The 21,355-nt window shown below is 31.9% G+C and carries 17 protein-coding genes and 1 pseudogene; 16 read left to right on the top strand and 2 right to left on the bottom strand.

The genetic code is table 11. The annotated features are described in order from the left end of the window. Positions 1–91: 91 nt before the first annotated feature. Positions 92–280, bottom strand: a complete 189-nt coding sequence (rpmB, locus tag ACCQ42_RS09285) for a 50S ribosomal protein L28 (RefSeq protein WP_106460070.1) — start codon at positions 278–280, stop codon at positions 92–94. A gap of 149 nt (positions 281–429) precedes the next feature. Between rpmB and murB the strand changes: the two genes are divergently transcribed. From murB to ACCQ42_RS09225, 12 genes and pseudogenes are all read left to right on the top strand, one after another. Further along, a complete protein-coding gene (gene murB, locus ACCQ42_RS09280; protein WP_106460071.1) occupies positions 430–1,332 on the top strand; it encodes a UDP-N-acetylmuramate dehydrogenase in 903 nt (300 codons plus the stop codon). Further along, on the top strand, positions 1,333–2,181 hold the full coding sequence (gene rapZ, locus ACCQ42_RS09275; protein WP_106460072.1) for an RNase adapter RapZ: 849 nt from the start codon (positions 1,333–1,335) through the stop codon (positions 2,179–2,181). It begins immediately after the preceding gene. Position 2,182: 1 nt separating this feature from the next. After that, positions 2,183–2,899 carry a tyrosine-protein phosphatase gene (locus ACCQ42_RS09270; protein ID WP_106460073.1) on the top strand — a complete coding sequence of 239 codons (717 nt, stop codon included), beginning with the start codon at positions 2,183–2,185 and terminating at the stop codon, positions 2,897–2,899. A gap of 1 nt (position 2,900) precedes the next feature. Then, positions 2,901–3,803: a DNA-binding protein WhiA gene (gene whiA / locus ACCQ42_RS09265; RefSeq protein ID WP_106460074.1), complete on the top strand. Its 903-nt coding sequence runs from the start codon at positions 2,901–2,903 to the stop codon at positions 3,801–3,803. A gap of 31 nt (positions 3,804–3,834) precedes the next feature. Then, positions 3,835–7,281: a DNA polymerase III subunit alpha gene (locus tag ACCQ42_RS09260; RefSeq protein WP_410035983.1), complete on the top strand. Its 3,447-nt coding sequence runs from the start codon at positions 3,835–3,837 to the stop codon at positions 7,279–7,281. 9 nt (positions 7,282–7,290) lie between these two features. Next, positions 7,291–8,250 (top strand): 6-phosphofructokinase, encoded by a 960-nt coding sequence (gene pfkA, locus ACCQ42_RS09255; RefSeq protein WP_106460076.1) that lies wholly within the window; start codon positions 7,291–7,293, stop codon positions 8,248–8,250. Between the two features lie 8 nt (positions 8,251–8,258). Further along, complete coding sequence (gene pyk, locus ACCQ42_RS09250) at positions 8,259–10,031, top strand: pyruvate kinase (RefSeq protein WP_265213336.1); 1,773 nt, start codon at positions 8,259–8,261, stop codon at positions 10,029–10,031. Then, the gene (gene rlmD, locus ACCQ42_RS09245; protein WP_410035982.1) at positions 10,031–11,272 is read left to right on the top strand and encodes a 23S rRNA (uracil(1939)-C(5))-methyltransferase RlmD; all 1,242 of its coding nucleotides are present in this window, start codon (positions 10,031–10,033) and stop codon (positions 11,270–11,272) included. Before pyk ends, rlmD begins: the two co-directional genes overlap by 1 nt. A gap of 320 nt (positions 11,273–11,592) precedes the next feature. After that, positions 11,593–12,180, top strand: a complete 588-nt coding sequence (locus ACCQ42_RS09240) for a type IV toxin-antitoxin system AbiEi family antitoxin domain-containing protein (RefSeq protein ID WP_106460079.1) — start codon at positions 11,593–11,595, stop codon at positions 12,178–12,180. Next, a pseudogene (locus tag ACCQ42_RS09235) lies at positions 12,177–13,011 on the top strand (nucleotidyl transferase AbiEii/AbiGii toxin family protein). Before ACCQ42_RS09240 ends, ACCQ42_RS09235 begins: the two are co-directional and overlap by 4 nt. A 77-nt stretch (positions 13,012–13,088) precedes the next feature. Then, positions 13,089–15,179 (top strand): ATP-dependent nuclease, encoded by a 2,091-nt coding sequence (locus tag ACCQ42_RS09230; protein WP_015777630.1) that lies wholly within the window; start codon positions 13,089–13,091, stop codon positions 15,177–15,179. Then, on the top strand, positions 15,167–17,071 hold the full coding sequence (locus ACCQ42_RS09225; RefSeq protein ID WP_106460080.1) for a UvrD-helicase domain-containing protein: 1,905 nt from the start codon (positions 15,167–15,169) through the stop codon (positions 17,069–17,071). Before ACCQ42_RS09230 ends, ACCQ42_RS09225 begins: the two co-directional genes overlap by 13 nt. A 321-nt stretch (positions 17,072–17,392) precedes the next feature. Here ACCQ42_RS09225 and ACCQ42_RS09220 read toward each other — a convergent pair whose 3' ends face one another. Then, a complete protein-coding gene (locus ACCQ42_RS09220) occupies positions 17,393–17,734 on the bottom strand; it encodes a plasmid mobilization protein (RefSeq protein WP_106460081.1) in 342 nt (113 codons plus the stop codon). Positions 17,735–18,026: 292 nt separating this feature from the next. On the opposite strand from ACCQ42_RS09220, the gene ACCQ42_RS09215 reads away from it, so the two are divergent. Genes ACCQ42_RS09215 through ACCQ42_RS09200 form a run of 4 tightly spaced genes read left to right on the top strand, consistent with a single transcriptional unit; the run spans position 18,027 to position 21,354 of the window. Next, the gene (locus ACCQ42_RS09215) at positions 18,027–18,599 is read left to right on the top strand and encodes a TetR/AcrR family transcriptional regulator (protein ID WP_106460082.1); all 573 of its coding nucleotides are present in this window, start codon (positions 18,027–18,029) and stop codon (positions 18,597–18,599) included. A 51-nt stretch (positions 18,600–18,650) separates the two neighbouring features. Next, positions 18,651–19,229: an MptD family putative ECF transporter S component gene (locus ACCQ42_RS09210; protein ID WP_106460083.1), complete on the top strand. Its 579-nt coding sequence runs from the start codon at positions 18,651–18,653 to the stop codon at positions 19,227–19,229. After that, positions 19,229–19,909, top strand: a complete 681-nt coding sequence (locus tag ACCQ42_RS09205) for an energy-coupling factor transporter transmembrane component T family protein (protein ID WP_012291072.1) — start codon at positions 19,229–19,231, stop codon at positions 19,907–19,909. The genes ACCQ42_RS09210 and ACCQ42_RS09205 overlap by 1 nt, the downstream gene beginning before the upstream one ends. Then, positions 19,906–21,354 (top strand): ABC transporter ATP-binding protein, encoded by a 1,449-nt coding sequence (locus ACCQ42_RS09200; protein WP_106460084.1) that lies wholly within the window; start codon positions 19,906–19,908, stop codon positions 21,352–21,354. Before ACCQ42_RS09205 ends, ACCQ42_RS09200 begins: the two co-directional genes overlap by 4 nt. The last annotated feature ends 1 nt before the right edge of the window (position 21,355 follow it).

Below are 21,355 nucleotides of genomic sequence, written 5' to 3'. Positions count from 1 at the left end.
GGGCTAGATCTTAGCCCCTATTCGATTTTACTAAAAAAAACTGACCCTAGGGCCAGTAAATTTTTTAATTTAGTACTAAATTAAAAAAAGCTTAAGCTTTTTCTACTTTTCCACTTTTAACACATTTTGTACATACGTTAATAGTCTTTGGAGTGCCGTCTACAACAGCTTTTACTTTGTGCACGTTTGCTTTAAAAGTTCTGTTTATTTGTCTATGTGAGAAAGTAACAGATTTACCTGCTTTTGTACCTTTGCCACATATATCGCATGTTTTTGCCATAATTACACCTCCTCCTTATTCATCTTTATTATTCTACCAAAGTTTAAGTAAAATTACAAATTTTTTCTTTATTTTTAATAGGGAGATTAAGCCTATAAAGAGTATAGTGATTAATGGAAAGATCAAAATAAGAATTTAAGGGGGATTAAATGGATTATAAATCTCTTTATGAAAATAAAAACTTAGGCCAAATTCTATTTGGCGAAGAATTAAAAAATTACACAAATTTTGGCATAGGAGGACTGGCAGATGCTCTAGCCTTACCAGGCACAGTTGACGAGCTTGAAGCCCTTCTAAAATTTAACTATGAAAATAAAATAGAAACTAGTGTTATAGGCAAGGGAACAAATCTTTTAGTGTCTGATAAGGGTATTAGGGGTTGTGTTATAGTCCTTGCGGATAATTTTGACGATGTTAAGATAGAAGATGATTGTCTAACAGCCTTATCAGGAACAGCTCTTATTAAAGCAAGCAGGGCAGCAATAGAAATAGGCCTTGCTGGTATGGAAGAGATTTCAGGTATACCTGGTTCTGTTGGAGGGGCCATCGCTATGAATGCTGGAGCCTATGGTGGTGAAATCAAGGATATAGTTGTAGAAGTAAAGGCCTTTGATTATGAGGGAAATCTTCACACCTTTAACAATGATGATATGCATTTTTCCTATAGGCACTCTAGAGTTTTTGAAGATAATTTGATAGTTGTCAGTGCTAAATTTAAATTAAAACCGGATGACAAAAGACTTGTTATAGATAGGTTTAAAGACTACAGAGATAGACGAACAAGCAAACAACCTCTTGATAAAAAATCTGCAGGGTCAACCTTTAAAAGACCTGAAGGATCCTATGCATCAAAGCTAATTGATGAATGTGGCCTAAGAGGTTTTAGAGAGGGAGATTGCCAAGTTAGTGAGAAACACTGTGGCTTTATTATAAATACAGGAGATGCTACTTGCAATGAAATGCTTGCTTTTATTAATCATGTGGCAGCAATTGTTAAGGAGAAAACAGGCTTTACACTGGAGCGAGAGGTAAAATTAGTCGGAGAATTATAGATGAAATTAAAGATAATTACTGGTTTATCAGGTTCAGGTAAGACAACAGCCTTAAGGGCTTATGAAGATATGGGCTATTATGCCATGGACAATACTCCATCATATTTAGTTCAGAAATTTATAGAATTAAATAATAATCAAGAAAAGCCAATAGAAAAAATGGCGGTTGTAATTGATTTTAGGTCATTTTCTATAGACAATAATATCTATGAATCAATCAAAGATCTAAAAAATGCCAATGAAGATACAGAAATTATCTTTATTTATTGCAATGATGAAATCATTCAAAAAAGATACAACGAATTAAGAAGACCCCACCCACTAGGAGAATTTGGTAGTGTAACAGACGGTCTAGAAAAGGAGAAAGCTCTCCTAAAACCTATAAGGGAGATATCCGATACTATAATAGACACTACTAACTACAAGATAGCAGAGCTTAGGTCTGTTATAGAAAATTCTTTAGATAAGAAGTCAAAAATGATAGTAAATCTTATATCATTTGGTTTTAAATATGGGATTAGCTCTGATTTTGACTTTGTATTTGATGTAAGATTTGTCCCCAATCCTTTTTATATAGATGAGCTTAAGCCATTAAATGGTACTAGTGAGCTATTAGCGGCTTATCTCGATCAATTTCATATTATCAAGGATTTTGAGGAAAAGGCCTATGATATGCTTATATCGCTCCTGCCTGAATTTCAAAAGCAGGGCAAAAATATACTAACCATAGGATTTGGGTGTACAGGTGGTAAGCATAGGTCTGTCTATATGGTAGAGAAAATGTATGAGAGAATGAAAGATGATGATTATATATTAATTAAGAGACACAGAGAAAAGGATAAGTGGTAAGATGAGATATTTAAAAAGATTAGACCTAGAAAATATAAAAAATGCGAGAGATATGGGAGGGGTAGCAACCCTAGATAAGAAAGCTACAGCCTGGCATAAGATTATAAGATCTGCAAGTCTAGATGATGTAAAAGAAGTTGATATAAAGGACCTAAAAGACTTAAATATAACAACCATCATTGATTTAAGAAGAGAAAATGAATTAAAACTTGAGACAGAAAGTCATAAGCTAATAAAAGATAATTTTGATTTTCATCATATATCATTAGCCCCAGATAAGGAATTTAGACAAGAAGAAATAGATAAAATTATCTCAGGCAAGATGACCGTAGGCCAGTCTTATAGAAATCTTATAGATCATTTTGTTGCTGTCAAAGAAATTATGGAGGTAATAGCAAATGCAGAAGGCTCTGTACTTTACCATTGCCAGGAGGGAAAGGATAGGACAGGAATTATTTCAATGATTATTCTAGGCCTTGCCAATGCCTACAGGGGAGATATCATAGCAGACTATGAGGTATCTTCAGCTCATCTTGGCTATATCGAAAGATATGGAGAAGACGAACCATACTCAGTATTCAGGATTACAGACCCATATTATATGAAAGAAGCCTATGACTATGTTGTTAGAAAATATGGTACATTTGAGGATTATCTAGCTTATGCCAAGGTTGATGCTAAGGTAATTCAAGCAATAAAGGATAAGATAGTAGAATAAGATGAGCTTTTCCCAAAGATGCAAAAAAGAAGTCCTCAAAAAAGATGCTCTTGATCTAAAGGGTGAGCTTATAAGTCTGATACACTTTATAGGTTCAATAAGGATTTCTGAAGGAAAGCTAAATGTGATTTTTAAAACAGATTCAAATGGAGAGGCTAGATATATTTATAAGCTAGTAGCTGACCTTTATGGATATTCGCCAACTTTTGAAATCCAAGATAACCCTGACAAGAAAAATAAGAGGGACTATGTAATAATTGTTGAAGACAGTGATGTTTCCGATAAATTAGTAGGCCTAATGGCAGAAGGGTTTATAGAAAATTATGAAGATATAGAAGATGTAAGGCTCGATGAGATAAAAAGCTTTCTAAAAATTGCCTTTATATTTAGGGGATCTGTAAACGACCCACAAAGAGGTTATAATCTTGAGATAGTTTCAAAGGATGAAAATGAAGCAAGTCTTTTAAAGGAATCCATGGATACCTTTAGTCTCAATTCAAAATTATCAACAAGAAATGACTATTATATAGTCTACCTAAAAGATTCTGACAAGATTTCTGATTTTCTTGCCATAATTGGTGCTACAAAATCCTTATTTGAGCTTGAAAATGTAAGGGCTATTAAGTCGCTTAGAAATGATATTAATAGAGTAAATAATTTTGATAATGCCAATATCGATAGGACTGTAAAGGCTGCGGCTAACCAGCTTACAGCTATAAACAAGGTAAAGGAAGCAGGAGTCTTTGAAGACTTAGATGACCTAAGCAAAAATCTTGCCAATTTAAGGCTAGAGAATCCATACCTATCATTAGAAGAGCTTGGGGAGATGATAAATCCGCCCCTATCCAAGGCCAAGGTCAATTATAGACTTCAAAAATTTATCAAAATAGCAAAGGATTTGTAAATATTTACAAATCTTTTTTTGAAAGGAAATTATGACTACAAAATTTACCCACCTCCACCTACATACAGAATATTCCCTCCTAGATGGCTACTCAAGGATAGATAAGCTCCTTGATAAGTGCCTCGACCTAGGGATGGATTCGGTTGCCATAACTGACCATGGTTCTATGTATGGGGTCATAGAATTTTATAAACAAGCCACAAAAAGGGGTATAAAGCCAATTATAGGTTGTGAGGTCTATGTTTCAGAAAAAGACCATAAGATAAAAGACCCTACAAATAAACGCTATTACCACCTTATTCTTTTGGCAGAAAATGAGACTGGCTATAAGAATTTGGTCAAAATTGTATCAGAAGCCTATGTAAATGGTTTTTATTACAAACCAAGGGTAAGCTTTGATTTTATAAAAGACCACACAGAAGGCCTTATAGCCCTTTCAGCTTGTCTAAATGGGGAAGTCAACCAAAGAATTCTAGAAAATGATATGGAAGCTGCTATAAGCACTGCAAAGAAATATGAAGATGCTTTTGGTAAGGGCAATTACTTCCTAGAAATCCAAGACCATGGGATTCCTGAACAAAAACAGGTAAATATAGGAGTTACTTATCTTCACAGGAAATTAGGCATTGAGATGGTAGCAACTAATGATGTTCACTATATAGAAAGGGAAGATTCCTACCTCCAAGATGTTCTCCTATGTATCCAGACTGGTGCTCTAGTCAAAGATGAAAATAGGATGAGGATGCCTAATAGGGAATTTTACCTCAAAGACCCAGATACCATGTCTGAAATTTTTAAAGATTATGAAAGAGCTATTGAAAACACAACAAAAATTGCCGATAGATGTAAGCTTGAAATAAAATTTCACGAGCCCCATCTTCCATACTATACCAAGCTTCCTGAAGGCCTTAGCAATCTTGATTACCTAAAACTTTTGGTTAACCAAGGTATAAGCAAAAAATATAAAAATCCTACAAGTGAAATAGTCGAGAGAGTTAAAAAGGAAATAGAAGTTATAAACTCAATGGGCTATGTAGATTATTTTCTAATTGTTTGGGATTTTGTAAATTATGCTAGAAATAACGATATAGCAGTGGGGCCGGGTAGGGGATCTGCAGCAGGTTCTATAGTATCCTATGCCCTTGATATAACACAAATTGACCCGATTAAATATAACCTAATCTTTGAAAGATTCCTAAATCCAGAGAGGGTATCCATGCCTGATATAGATATAGACTTTGACTATGTCCTAAGGGATAAAGTGGTTGAATATGTAAATGATCTCTATGGTAGAGACCATGTTTCACAAATCATTACCTTTGGAAGGATGCAGGCAAGAAATGCCATTAGGGATGTGGGCAGAGTCCTAGATATTGCCTATGGCAAGGTAGATACCATTGCCAAACAAATCCCAGCGACAATTGGCATGACCATAGATAAGGCCTTAGCAGAATCTGATAGCTTTAGGGCATCATACCATAAGGATGCGGAAAGCAAGAGGCTGATTGACACAGCTAGGAAATTAGAAGGTCTTCCTCGCCATACATCAATCCATGCGGCAGGAGTAGTTATTTCAAAAGATCCGCTCACAGAAATAATTCCCCTAGCCTTATCAAATGACCTGGTAGTAACCCAGTTTGATATGACAGAAATCGAAGAGCTTGGCCTTTTAAAGATGGACTTTCTTGGTCTAAGAAACCTCACAGTTATAAAAGATACTATAAAGGATATAAAGAAAAATTACGGATTAGATATAGACATCGAAAATATCGACGTAAACGATAAAAATGTCATCAAACAATTTAACAAGGCTCAAACCATTGGTCTTTTTCAGTTTGAATCTGCTGGCATGAGGGCCTTCCTTAAAAACCTTAAGCCAACAGTATTTGATGATTTAATAGCTGCAAACTCTCTATTTAGGCCAGGACCAATGGATGAGATTCCTAAATATATCCATAACAAAAATAACCCAGAAGATGTAAGCTTTCTTGATGAAAAACTTAGGCCAATCCTAGGGGTGACCTACGGAATAATCGTATACCAAGAGCAAGTAATGCAGATAGTTCAACAGCTAGCAGGCTATTCGCTTGGAGAAGCTGATAACCTCAGACGAGCCATGTCAAAGAAAAAGATGAGCGTCATGGAAGAAAATAGGGATATTTTTATAAATGGTAAGGTCGATGAAGATGGGCAAATCCTAATACCAGGAGCTATTAGAAATGGTGTTGATAAAAAGGCAGCCAATACAATTTATGATGAAATGATATCTTTTGCTAAATATGCCTTTAACAAGTCTCACTCAGCAGCCTATTCCCTTGTAGCAGTTCAAACAGCTTATCTTAAGCACTATTATCCTGAAGAATATATGGCCAATCTAATTTCTTCAGTGATGGACCAATCATCAAAGCTATACTTATATGTATCAGAAACTAAAAGGCTTGGTATTGAAGTCCTTGCTCCAGATATAAATAAGTCTTACGGACCATTTGAAGTAGCAGATAAAAAGATAATTTTTGGCCTATCAGGTATTAAAAATCTTGGAGCCAATCTAATAGCCGCAATTATAAAGGCAAGGGATGCTGGTGGAGAATTTATAAATTTCAAAAATTTCCTAGAAAGGGTTGAAGATGTCGATTCAAGGGCTCTTAATAAAAAAGGAATCGAATCTTTAATCAAAGCAGGTGCCTTTGATAGCTTAGGCTATACTAGGTCATCGCTTATGGCAATCTATGAAAAAGCCATATCTACAGTCCATGACAATAATAAAATAAATGTGACAGGTCAAATTAATCTCTTAGATATGGCAGGAGATGTTGATACTAGGGATATAGATATGCCGAATATTGCAGAATATCCTAAAAATATAAAACTTAAATTGGAAAAGGAAGTCTTGGGTTTTTATATATCAGAACATCCTCTAAGTGAAAACGCTGAAGCCCTTGAAAACATAGTAAATTTTACCACAGACTACAGAGAAAATCTTGATGATAGGCAAATTGCAAGGCTTGATGGAAAATATGTTACAATGGCAGGTATCCTAAATAATAAAAAGGAACTGACAACCAAAAAAAGAGATCTCATGGCCTTCGCCTCCATAGAAGATATGTATGGAAATATTGAAATGGTTATATTTCCTTCAACTTATAAACAGTATAGAAATCTCATCGAAGATGATAATGTACTAATAGTTAAAGGTAAATTGCAAACTGATGAAAGTGATGTAAAATTATTAGCGAGTGAATTTATTGACATAAAAAAAACAAATTTGTCAACTTTATACTTAAAAATGAATTTTATAGAGTATAATGAAATTAAAGGCTTAATTCTAAGCCACAAGGGAAACAATCCTGTAAAAATATATTTTGAAGATAAGAAGAAGTTAGTAAGCCTTGATCCTAAATTATATTTTGAAATCAATGATGCAAATATAAAAATTTTGGAAGACAGGCTTGGAAAAGAAAATGTTAAGGTCAAATAAGGAGTTATAATGAAGACAATAGGTATACTTACAAGTGGTGGCGACGCACCAGGTATGAACTCTGCCATAAGAGGTGCTGTAAGAACCGCATTAAATAAATCCATGAGGATAAAGGGTGTAAGAAATGGCTATGATGGTCTTATGAAAGGCGATATTTATGAAATGAATATCTCATCAGTAGCTGATATCATCCACAAGGGTGGTACTATCCTTGGAACTGCAAGAAGCCTTGAATTTACTACACCAGAAGGCCAAAAAAGAGGGGCTCAAATCCTAGCAGACTATGGTATTGAAGGCCTAATAGTAATAGGTGGTGACGGATCCTTCAAGGGAGCAAAAGCCCTATCAGATCTTGGAATAAAGACAGTAGGAATCCCAGGAACTATCGATAACGACATGGGATATACTGATTATACTATAGGATTTTTTACAGCTATAGAAACTGTATCTGATGCCATAGGTAAGCTTAGAGATACATCAAGTTCACATGGTAGAGCCGTAGTAATAGAAGTAATGGGCCGTCATTGCGGAGACCTAGCCCTATTTTCAGGTCTAGCTGGAGGAGCTGAATCAATAATTGTTCCAGAACATGAATTTTCAATCAATGAAATAATTGCTAAGATGGAACATGGTAGAAAAAGAGGGAAGCTACACCACCTAATAACCCTAGCAGAAGGTGTAGGCGATCCATATGCCCTAGCCAATGAGCTTGAAGAAAAAACAGGCATAGAAACAAAGGTAACAGTTTTAGGTCACGTCCAAAGAGGTGGTTCACCATCAGCAGTTGATAGATTACTTGGATCAGCAATGGGAGCACGTGCTGTAGAATTATTATCAGAAGAGCAAACGAACCTAGCCATAGGTTATAGAAATGGAAAATTAATAGAAGTAAGTATAGACGAGGCAACATCTGTTAAGTCAACATTCCCAGAAGATCTTTACGACTTAGCAAATAGCTTGTCAAGATAGGAGTAAAAATGCAACCAGAAATTTTAAAGAAAACCAAAATAGTTTGTACAATAGGACCAGCAAGTGAAAAACCAGAGGTTCTTGAAGAATTAATCAAAAATGGTATGAACGTCGCAAGACTAAACTTCTCCCATGGAAGCCATGAAGAACATTTAGAAAAAATCAAGACAATCAAGAGATTAAGAAGAAAACTAAACGCACCAATAGCAATCATGCTTGATACAAAGGGACCAGAAATAAGAACTGGAAACTATGATGTAAAAGAAATCTTCCTAAAGCCTGATGACATTTTTACCCTAACAACAAGAGACGTAATGGGTAACCAAGAAATAGTATCAGTATCTCACAAGGGTCTACCACAAGATGTTAAAGTTGGTAGTGAAATCTATATAGACGATGGTCTAGTACAACTTGAAGTAATTGAAATAAAAGATGGCACAGACGTTGTATGTAGAGTTCAAAACAACGGTGTTCTATCTAACCACAAGGGAGTAAACCTACCAGGTTCAAAGACAAACCTTCCATCACTAACACCAAAAGACGTTGATGATATTAAATTTGGTATAGAAAATGGAATCGACCTAATCGCAGCATCATTCGTACGTAAAAAAGAAGACGTATACGATATAAGAAAAGTCCTAGAAGACCACGGTGGAGAAAATATCAAAATCATCTCTAAGATAGAATCTCAAGAAGGTGTAGACAATATCGAAGAAATAATCGAAGCATCTGACGGAATCATGGTAGCAAGGGGAGACTTAGGTATAGAAATCAAAACTGAGCTAATCCCAATGGTACAAAAAGACATCATTAGAAGATGTAATGCAGCTGCAAAACCAGTAATCACAGCAACACAAATGCTAGATTCAATGATAAGAAACCCAAGACCAACCAGAGCAGAAACAACAGACGTAGCAAACGCCATCATAGATGGTACAGACTGTGTAATGCTATCAGGTGAAACAGCAGGCGGAAAATATCCAGTAAATGCAGTAAAAACAATGAGAGATATCTGTATTACAACAGAATTATCAGATGACTTCATCGAAAAAGTATACAACACCAAGATAGAATCTAGAAGAAATACAACCAACTCAATAGCTAGATCAACATGTCAAATAGCAAGAGAACTAGATGCAAGAGCAATAATCTCATGTACATCAAGTGGTAATACATCAAGAATAATCTCTAAATTTAGACCAAGAACAAATATAATTGCCGCAACAACAACAGACAGAGTAGCAAGACAACTATCAGTAGTATGGGGCGTATATCCACTAGTAATCCAAGAAGCTCACGAAACAGATGAATTAATCGAAAGAGCAATAGTAGGAGGCCTATCAGAAGGATACCTAGAAGAAGGTGACCTAACAGTAGTAACAGCAGGTGTACCACTAGGTGTAAGTGGATCATCAAACCTAATAAAAGTTCACGTAATAGGTGATATAATCACATCAGGAACAGGAATAGGTGCTAAATCTGTATCAGGAAAAGTAGTAATCGGTTCAACAAGAAAAGAACTAGAACACAAATTTGAAGATGGCGACATCATAGTAGCCAAATTCACAGATTCAGACATTACAGAATTCATCGAAAAAGCATCAGCAGTAGTCACAGAAACAGGCGGCCTAACAAGCCATACAGCAGTAGCTGCGGTACACTTTGGAATCCCAGCAGTAGTAGGTGCAGCAAATGCTCAAAGCCTAATGGAAGATGGTCAAACAATCACAGTAGATCCAATAGGCGGAGTAATCTACAGCGGAGAAACAAAAGTAATATAATGAAATACACAGATATCAAAATAACTGATATCCTGCAAGACGGGCGAGGAGTCGGAAAGACACCCGATAAGATTGCCTTCATCGAAAAAGCTACATTCGGTGAGATATGCGAAATAGAAATAATAAATGAAAATAAAAATTTCTACGAAGCCAAAAAAATAAAAACAATCAAAGAAAGCCCAGTACAAAGACAAGCTCCATGTCCATATTATTATGAATGTGGAGCTTGTACTATTATGGATATCACATACAATGCTCAAATACAATTAAAGAAAAACCTAATTCTATCAGCCCTCAAAAAAACAGCAAATATAGAACTAGAGGACATAGAAATAATAGAATCTGAAAACCTCCACTATAGGAACAAAATCAGACTACAAGTAACAAAAGAAGGAAAGCTAGCCTACAACAAAATAGGCTCAAATGACCTAGTAGAAATAAAAGATTGCCTATTAGCAAGAAAAATAATCTCAGTAAATCTTCCTGAAATTGAAGAAATAACGAAAGATATAAATAATAAATATCCTTCCTTCATAAAAGAAATAACAATCAGAACATATAGCAAAGAAATAATGCTAAATCTAGAATCAGAAAAAAATGACAAAGCCCTAGCCTATATAAGAGAAAAATATGCAAGCAGTAAATATAGTATAAACATAATAGGACAAGGCAATATCTCAGGCAAAGACTATCTAGAATATCAAATATTTGACAAGAAATTTAGGATAAGCCTAAATGACTTCTATCAAGTAAATGATAAACAGATACAAAATCTCTATCAGACAGCAAGAGACTTCCTAGGGGAAAATAAAAGAGTTCTAGACCTATACTGCGGATCAGCAACATCCTCCATAGCCATAAATGGAGATAATCTGGTAGGAGTAGAAATAAACAAAAATGCAATAAAAGATGCCAAAATAAACGCAGAAATAAATGATCTAGATAACTTCAAATTCCTAGCCAAAAACGCCAAATATATAGACGAAAACTTCATAAAAAATGAAAAAATAGACACAATAATAGTAGACCCACCAAGAGCAGGCCTAGACAAAGCCCTAATCAAATCCATAGGCAAAACAAGCACCAAAGAAATAATATACATCTCCTGCAACCCTCAAACCCTAGCAAGAGACATAAAAAGATTTATAAATGAAGGCTACAAACTAGAAAAAATCAAGGCAGTAGACATGTTCCCACAGACTATGCATGTGGAAGCTATAGCGTTGATACAAAAGATATAAATTTAGAAATCCTGCATTTTAAGCAGTTTTATAAGCATTTTGTCTTCGATAAAGATGAAGAAGGATACGTCAAAAAGACCCAAAAAAACTACATGGATGTAAGAGTAGTTTTAAAACTAGTATGAGGAAACACAAAGAAAAAATTAATAAGATAAACTCATTTTGTACTTTCTATAAGAGTAGCTTAAAAGGCTGCTCTTTTTTATTGAAGGGAGTAAGGATTCGTTACATCCTTCTCAAAATATAAATTACTCATAGCCCAGCTTTACATATTCGCTTTTATAACATATAATAAAAGCGTAAACGAGAGGAGGCGGACTATGAATACACTTAAAGAATATATCCAAGAAAATTTAGTGATAACCAACAAAGAAGCAGAAGAACTTGGATATACTAGGCATAATTTATCAGAATTAACAAAGAGTGGACAGTTGGAAAGATTAAGACCAGGACTATATCAATTAAAAGGAAAAGTAATAGACGATTTTGTTTTAATATCATCAAATAGTAATCGAATTATATTTTCCCATCAAACAGCCCTATATCTACATGACTTATCAGATAGGACCCCAAATGTATTTCATATATCTGTACCTCAAGGCTACAATGCCAGCCATATCAAAAAAAGATATGAGGATCTACAAGTTCACTATGTAAAAAAAGATTTATACGAACTAGGAAAGGCAGAAATAAAATCACCACAAGGCAACCTTATCCCAGTTTATGATATAGATCGAACAATTTGCGATATCATAATCGACAGAGAAAAAATAGATAAACAAATTTTTACAGAAGCAATAAAAAGATACTTTAAATCACCAAATAAAAATCTAAGACGATTAATAAAATACAGCAGACTATTTAAAATAGAAAATGAAATTAGAAAATACATGGAGGTATTATCATGATTAATATCGAGAGTATAAAGGGAAAGATAAGAAGTTTAGCAGAGAAGAAGAATTTGAAATCGCAAGAAGTTTTGCAAATATATTTCTTTGAAAGATTTTTAGAAAGACTATCTAAATCATAATACAAAAATAATTTTGTAATAAAGGGAGGATTCCTCATATCATCCTTAATCGGCATTGAAAATAGAACAACTATGGACATGGACACAACCATAAAAGGCATACCCCTAAAAGAAGAAAAAATAAAAGAAATCGTAGATGAAATTATAAATATAGATGTCGATGATGGAATAAAATTTGAAATAAAAGACATCTCTTATATTAGAGAAGAGGATGAGTACGAGAACTTTAGAATTTCACTAATAGCAAATGTTGGAAAAACTAAAAACACAATGAAACTTGATCTAACAACAGGAGATGCAATAACACCAAGAGAAATAGAATACACCTATCCATGTATCTTTAGCAAAGAAAATATAAAAATAATGGCATACCCATTAGAAACAATTTTAGCTGAAAATACGAAACAATAATCAGAAGAAATATAACAACCACACGAATGAGAGACTTTTAAGACCTATACACCCTCTACAAACTAAAAAAGACCAGATAAACTATAAAGTTTTAAAAGAAGCAGTAGAGAGAACCTCAAACAAAAGAAGAAGTGATGAGATAATGCAAGACTATGAGGAAATAATAGAGTACATAAAAGAAGATTCATACCTGAGATCATTGTGGGAAGTATATCTGAGTGAAAATAAATATATTGGAGATTTAACCTTTGATAAGGTTGTTGATGTAGTGAGAATCGTCTCGAAAACAACAAGTTGATCTAAGTAGACAAAGGATTTTTAGGAAAATAAATATAAAAGAAAAGTTTGATTTAGAAGGTAAAGAGGAGTATTAAAATGATTTTAAAAAAGATGAAAGTCAAAAACTTTAGATTATTAAAAAATTTTGAGTTAAATTTTAAAGATGAATTGTCGCTAGTTATAGGTAAAAATAATTGTGGAAAAACATCATCTATTATTGTTTTAGATAAAATGCTAAATTCATCTAAATTATTTTGGGAAGATATAAATTTAGAATGCCAGAAAGATCTCTATAAAAAAATAATTGGTTTTGATATAACAAAGCTGGATGAAGTTCAATTATTAGAAACTATTAATATGCAATTATTCATTGAGTATAATGATAATGATTCATATGAGAATATTCAAAAATTCATGATGGACTTAAATCCAGATAATAACATAATAGTTTTAGAATTTATTTCGGTAATAGCTGCAAAAAAAATCATAGAATTAAAAAACATTATTAGTGAAAAAAATATTGAAGATTTTAAATCATTTTCCAAATTTATGAGTAAGAATTTTGCAAACTTCTTTGAAACGAAAAAATATTCAAGAGGGTTTGATGTTGAAGCAAACAAAACAACGCAAGATAGATCAGAAGAAATTGATAATAAAGATATTCAAAAAGTCATTAAAGTGGCAGGAATAAGAGCTGATCGAGCGGTTTCTAATGATGATCGTAATCATGTTTTATCAGGTTTAACTGGTAAATATTTCAGTTCTTATAAAGCTGCAAAAGATGAAAGTGAATCGGTATTTACAAGACTTGAAGAAAAATTGGAGGAAGCCGATAAAGAATTATATAAGATTTACAATGGAGAAAAAAGTGAAGGTGAAGAACCCATTGATGGTATTTTTAGTGATGTTATAGATGTTATTAAAACTTATGGTGGTGCAGAAAATGGAATTGATATAGCAATAGAGTCATCTATTTCAGAGAAAAATTTATTGTCAGATAATACAAACTTAAGTTATAGACAAGGGGGAGATTATTCGCTTCCAGAAACATATAATGGATTGGGGTATTTAAATTTAATTGGTATTTTATTTGAGATTGAAACCAATATACAGGAATTGTTTGAACAACCAGCAGATATAAATCTCTTATATATTGAAGAACCTGAAGCACATACACACCCTCAGTTACAGTATATATTTATAAGGAATATTAAATCTCATATCAAAGCACATAGAAATAAGTTGTTGAAAGAAAAGAATAAGCAGTTGCAGATTTTAATCACTTCGCATTCATCACATATAGTTTCTGAATGTAACTTTGATGACATTATATATTTGAAGAAAAACGGGAATACGGTCATAGCTAAGAGCTTTAATTCTTTAAAAGAAGAGTATGGTGGAGATGAACAGAAAGGATTTAAGTTTGTAAAACAATATCTGACAATGAATAGAAGTGAACTATTCTTTGCGGATAAAGCTATTTGTATAGAAGGAGATACCGAACGAATTTTAATGCCAGTGATGATGCATAAAATTGATAATAAAGAAAAGCCAAGAGCAGATATTATACCACTATTATCACAGAATATTTCTATAATAGAAGTTGGAGCGCATTCTCATATATTTATGCCTTTATTTTCCTTTTTAGGAACAAAAGTTTTGTTTGTTACGGATATTGACTCTGTTAAAGCTGAAAAGAAAATAGATAAAAATGGAAAAGAAAGAACTGTATATACGAGTTGTCACCCCGATGAGGGAACACATACAAGTAACGCATCAATAAAAGAATTTTTTAAAGATACTGGAATTGATACATCGAATAATCAATTTAAGGAACTTGTAGGGAAAAATGCTGAGGATAAAATTAAAGATAATATGAGAATGGCCTATCAAATACCAGAATCTTATGGTGAGTATCAAGCGAGTAGTTTTGAAGATGCATTTATAGCACTAAATAAAGACTTTATATTAAAAAACAAAGAAGGGTTTTATCAATATGGAGCTTTAAAAGATTTTTCGAATGATGAAATAGAAAATGGTGATTATTATAATTTTGCTTTGAATAATGTGAAAAAGAAATCGGCATTTGCATCAAGCTTATTGTATTTTGATAATGAGAATGGCGAAGAAGATGAAAAATGGGCAGTTCCACATTATATTGAGGAGGGCTTATTATGGATACGCTAACATTGGAAAAAGAAGTATTAGAAGCTCTTGAATGTATAAAAAATGGTGAAAATTTTATTTTAGAAGGTGGAGCAGGTAGTGGAAAAACATACTCCTTAATTTCCTTAATAAATGCACTCACAGAGGAATTACCAGATATAAAGATAGTATGCATTACATATACAAATAATGCAGTTGCCGAAATTTTATCAAGAATAGAAAATGAAAATATTTGGGTTTCAACAATACATGAGTTTATATGGTCTCTTATCAGAAAATATCAGAATGAAATAAAAAATATTTTAGTTGAGCTTATTAACGATGATAATGAAAAGAACTTTAAAAAGCCAAAAGATTTTTCTGAGGATTTAATTTCTCAAGAATATTTCGAAAATCTTTATGTAGATTATGATGAGTATTATTCTGTAACGGCAAATGAAGAAAATAGAGTGAAAATCAGCCATAATCACATTTTGATTGTTGCAGAGAAAATGTTTGAGAAATATAAAAAAATAGCGGACATTTTAAAGGATATTGCAGATTGTATTTTTGTTGATGAATATCAGGATACAAGTCCTTTAGTTGCTGATATTTTACTAAAGCATCTTGAGCAAAGCGATAAGAAAAATGTAATTGGTTTTTTTGGAGATTCAATGCAGTCTATATATGACGACGGAGTTGGTAATTTAAATCAATATAATTTAACTAAAATAGTAAAGACGCAAAACCGAAGAAATCCAAGAGTTGTAATCGAAGTAGCCAATAAGTTTAGAGATGATGATATTGAGCAAAGACCTTCAGAAGATATAAATGCACCTAATATGGAAAATGGTACTATTAGAGAAGGTAGTATTAAATTTTTATATGGAACTGAAATAAATGATTTTATAAGTGTAAAGGGGAAGAATATTTTTGAATCTTGGGATTTTTCTGATGGAAAACAAACAAAAGAGTTAAGGCTAACACATAAATATAATGCTGAAATGACTGGCTTTAAAGACTTATATGATCTATATAATGCTGATTTGATAACTAAGCTTATAAGTGGGATAAAGAAAAAAATTGATAAGGGAAATTTAGACTGTAATAAGACTTTGGGAGAAATAACGTTAGAGGTAAAACCGACATATAACAAAGTGGAGCTGTTAGATCAAATTAACGGAAATGAAATTTATCAGTCAATATATAGTGTTTTAGAAGATATGTCATGGGAAGAAGCTTACGAAAAATGTAGAATCACTAAGGAATCACTCATGTCATATAAATTAAATGGAATGAGTGGTAGATATGAAGCTAATTCTTATAGAGATAGGATTTTACGCAGATTAGATATATTAGAGGAGATTATTGAATTATATGAGGCTAATAGATTTAATGATTTTCTACGAATAACAAAATTTTCTATTCATAATAGAAATGATAAGATTTGCCTTAAGCAAGCAATTGATTATCTTGTAAGTGAAGATAATCAAACGATAGAAAATGTATTAAAATTTGCGGAAGTAAAAGGGTTACTCAAAGAAGATGAATTGTTTAGTGATTATATTTCAAATAAAGGGTTTTATTTATGGGAGAGAATAAAAAAGATAACATTTAATCAATATAGAAAAAGTGTTTTATATTTAAAAGAATTTTCACCAATTTGTACTCAACATAGTGTTAAAGGTAGTGAATATGACAATGTATTGCTTGTATTAGAGTCTGATTGGAATAAATATGACTTTAGAACATTATTTGGGAAAGGATCTCCGAACTCTAATGTTCAGAAACGTACAAAAAAATTATTTTATGTATGTATAACAAGAGCAAAAAAGAATTTAATAATATATATGCCTACTGATGATTCTGACATATTAGAAAAAGCTAAAGAGTATTTTGGAGAAGAAAATGTTATAGAACTCTCTTCGATTTAATTGAAAAGTAGGTACTATTTCTACTTATGTTTTATGCTGCTTTTTAATATTATTCTATAGAATGAAAAAAGATAATTACTATTTTTATTTTAAGAATACTCTTGCATGAGGGTATTCTTTTTTTATTGTATTTACTAGAATACTATATTTAAGTTCGGAAAGATACTTTTCAAATCATGTAGATTGATTTGAAAAATAAAAACATGATTATATTCATGAAAAATGCAGTATTTGATGTACCTAGTTTTTATTAAAAATGTAGAATTTCTCATCTGATATTTAATGTATTTATAAATTAAATTTTGACTTATATAATAAATTTCATTTTGATTTATTAAGAAGTAGGGAATGAATCTGCCATATTTCTCTTGATAATTTTTCTATCTGATTATTCATAGATTCAATTTCATTTTTGTAAATAACACCAGTTGTATTAGTAGCCTTGGCAATCTGGTTTATATTATTTGTTGCATTTGAAAGTAACCATTGGAGATTCCTAAATGGTTCCAGGTCTACAATATAAATTTCTTTTTCTAATACACATTTTCTAAGAAAGTGGGACATTGTTTTGCAATTTGCAAGTTTCATTTTCTTTTCAAAAATTTCTTTTTCTTCATCTGTTAAATATATTTTTAGTTGATTATTTCTTTTTCTATTATCCATAGTATATCTCCTTATCATAAAATATTGGGATCTTAGGGCTCTCCCTAACAAGGTAAAATTGATAAAAAAAGAAGCAGTCCATAAAGGTTCTGCTTCATCAATTTTTCGTAAGTGGGTACTCACTTACTGTGCTTGCTATTAAAGTTATAAGCGTTAAGCGTTTATTCAATTTTATTGATTATACCGCATTTAAAGAAATTAATAAAGAAGTATAAGCGAAGCTATTGACAATGATTATCAGTGTTGATATAATAATACCGACAACAGTGTCGGTTTGGAGGTTATTTATGAAATGAAAATGGAAGCTGATGAAAGAAAAAAGCAGATTAGACAAGCAGCTATGAAAGTCTTTTTGGATAAGGGATTTAGAAATACAGTTATGAATGACATTATGGAAGCTACTGGGCTTTCTAGAGGTGGTTTGTATCATCATTATGGTTCTACCTATGAAATTTTATACGACATTATGTTAGAAGGAAATAAATACAGAGAGAAGATAATCTATGATGAGATGAATAAAACAAGTCAGGATTTTAGCGAAGTTTTATCTGAGATTATTTTAGAAAAAATGCTATATCAGAGTGACTATGTTTCAATTTATGCAATGTTTTTGCAGGAATTAAATCATGACGATAAGTTAAAAGACTTATATAAGAAACTAAAAAAATCATCATCTGATAGTATTCTAATGTTATTTGATGAAGATGTAAGGGGTGAATTAAGTGAAGCTATCGAATTAATAACTGATTTGATTAACACATTTATTCTAGGTTGTGAAGTTCTAAATGCAAGAGAAAATTTTGTGAAGAACAAACTTGCATTAAAAAAAATGATAGGAATTATCTTAGATAATAATGCTAAGTAAATCTTAGGGTTTACTCAGAAAGAAAAAATATATCTTAAATTGGAGGTTTATATGAAATTAAAAGATGTCGTACAAGTTACAATTTTTACAGTAGTGGCGTTTATATTAAACATGGCTGTATCAACAGCTACAGGAATGTTAGGAACTTTATCCTTATATATAGCGGCAGGATTTTCTTCCTTTGTAGTAGCTCCGCCATTTATAATTATGGCTAAAAAATTACAAAAAAGAGGAATAGCTTTTATATTTTTCATGTTGCTGGGTGTATTTTATGCTTTAAGTGGATATTGGCCAATGCTTATAGTAAATGCCATCGCAGCTATTGTAGCAGAATTAATTATAGGTAACTATAAAAATGATAATAGAGTTGCTTTAGCATTATCTGCTGGAATGTTTGTTATTTCAATGCACGCAATGACATTTGTAAGATTACTTGGACCAGAAAAAATTGTTGAAGTTTTTAGCGTATTTACAAAAGAACAGGCTGCCTTTATGGATGCCTTTTTTACACCAAAGGCAATGCTAATCTCAATAGGCATTAATATCGTTTTGGTATTAATAGCAGGAAGATTTGGATTATATATAAATAATAAGTTTTTTAAAAAGAGTAAAAAATCAGGAATATTGTAATGGAAAACATAAGGAGAGATGACAACTGTCTTGTAAATCCTATAATCTTATTTGTTTTAATTTTAGCGTTTTCGATTATATTATTTATAACAGATGATATTGGCTACTATATTATGATAGGAATATCAATGTTTCTAACCTTAACTTTTTCCTTAAAACAATTTATTAAACAACTAGCAACAGTTCTTATCTTGTTAATTGTTGGCAAAACATTAACTATTATAGACTTAGGAATAGGTGGAAATGCAATTTTAGGTCTTGTAGAAATCGTATTAAAACTCTTTCCGATATTTATTATTGGCGGTATTCTTGTGAATACATCACCACTTAAAATGATGAGTTCACTTAAGTTTTTACACATTCCAAATGTGTTTGCTCTAAGCATAGTGATAGGAATGAAGTTTATATCAGAGATGGGGTTAAGGATTAAAGAAATAAAGAATGGCATGAAGGTAAGGGGGCTAAGATTAAGTCCCCTCCATCCTGTTAGGTCTTTTGAACTTTACTTCATCCCTCTTATCTATAAATGTTTGCAAGTGAGTGAAACTTTGACTTCATCTATTATATCTAAAGGAGCAGAATATAGAGGGGAAAGGACCAATTATCATAAAATAACTTTTAAATTTTTTGATATCGTATTCTTACTTTTAGCTATTTTCTTATTGTGGAGGTCAATATGAATGTAATAGAAGCTGATATTAAAAAATTCTCTTATGATGGAAATGATAAGGTGATTTTAAAAGATATAGAGCTAAATATTAAAGAAGGGGAACTTGTTGTTATAAGTGGTTTATCTGGTTGTGGAAAAACTACTCTAACAAGAATATTAAATGGTTTAATTCCGAATCATTATCAAGGACAATTATATGGACAAGTATCTATTTTAGGAAAAAATATTTCGCAATATAAAAATGGAGAATTGGCAAAATATATAGGAAATGTTTTTCAAAATCCAACAGATCAGTTTTTCGCAAATATTGTTGAGGATGAGCTTGCCTTTGTTGGAGAAAATTTAGGAATGGAGCTTTCAGGATTAAAGAAAAGAGTTGATGACTCTTTGAGTGTGATGGGAATTGAAAATTTAAAATATAGAAATATCAATTCTTTATCAGGTGGACAAAAGCAAAAAGTTGCTATCTCATCTACTCTTGTTTATGATACTAAAATAATTTTCTTTGATGAACCATCATCAAATTTAGACTATAGGGGAATAGTCGAACTTAAAAATATTCTTGAACAATTAAAATCCTTAGGAAAAACGATAATAATATCTGAGCATAGATTGTTCTATTTAAATGATTTATATGATCGTTTTCTGTATATGAAAGATGGTAAAATCGAAAAAGTCTTTAAAAAAGGTGAATTAACAGAAGAGGATTGTAAAAATTACTCTTTAAGAACAACTAACTATAATTTTTTGCTATCTGAAAATATTGATAATTCCCAAAATGTAGTTGAGGATATAAGAGGAGTTGGTATTTCTATTGGTAAAAAAGAATTAATAAAAAATTTAAATATAAGCTTATATGAAAATGAGATAATGGCGATTATAGGTAAAAATGGAGTAGGTAAAACGACTCTTGCAAGATCTTTAGCTGGTTTATTAAACTTTAAAGGCAAGACAAGCTTTGGGAGAAATAAAAAAGAAAGATTAAGAAACTCTTATTATATGATGCAAGATGTAGAATACCAAATATTTTTTGATACGGTGGAAAATGAGCTTTTACAAAAAGATAGAATTAATGACGTTGGATATTTAAATAGACTTAGAAACGAATTAAAACATATTGACCTTTGGGAAAATAGGTATGACCATCCACAAAATCTATCTGGTGGACAAAAACAAAGACTTGCACTATTAACTGCTTGTTTAAGTGGTAGAAAACTAATAATTCTTGATGAACCTACGTCAGGTTTAGATTACAAGAGAATGAATGATATTTCTGAAATAATAAAAAGATATTCAAAAATATATCCTTTTGCCATAATAACTCATGATATAGAACTTATTTTTAAAGTTTGTAATTCTGTGTTAATGCTTGAAGAAGATGGATATAAGAAAGTATATGTTCAAGGACATGAAAAAGATATTTTGAAATTTATTAAAGATGGACTGATTGTGTAAG

Origin of the sequence: Anaerococcus kampingae (assembly GCF_046365475.1) — a bacterium.
Taxonomy (GTDB): domain Bacteria; phylum Bacillota; class Clostridia; order Tissierellales; family Peptoniphilaceae; genus Anaerococcus; species Anaerococcus kampingae.
Note: the sequence above shows the minus strand (reverse complement) of the source record. Positions and strands in the feature narration are given on the sequence as shown.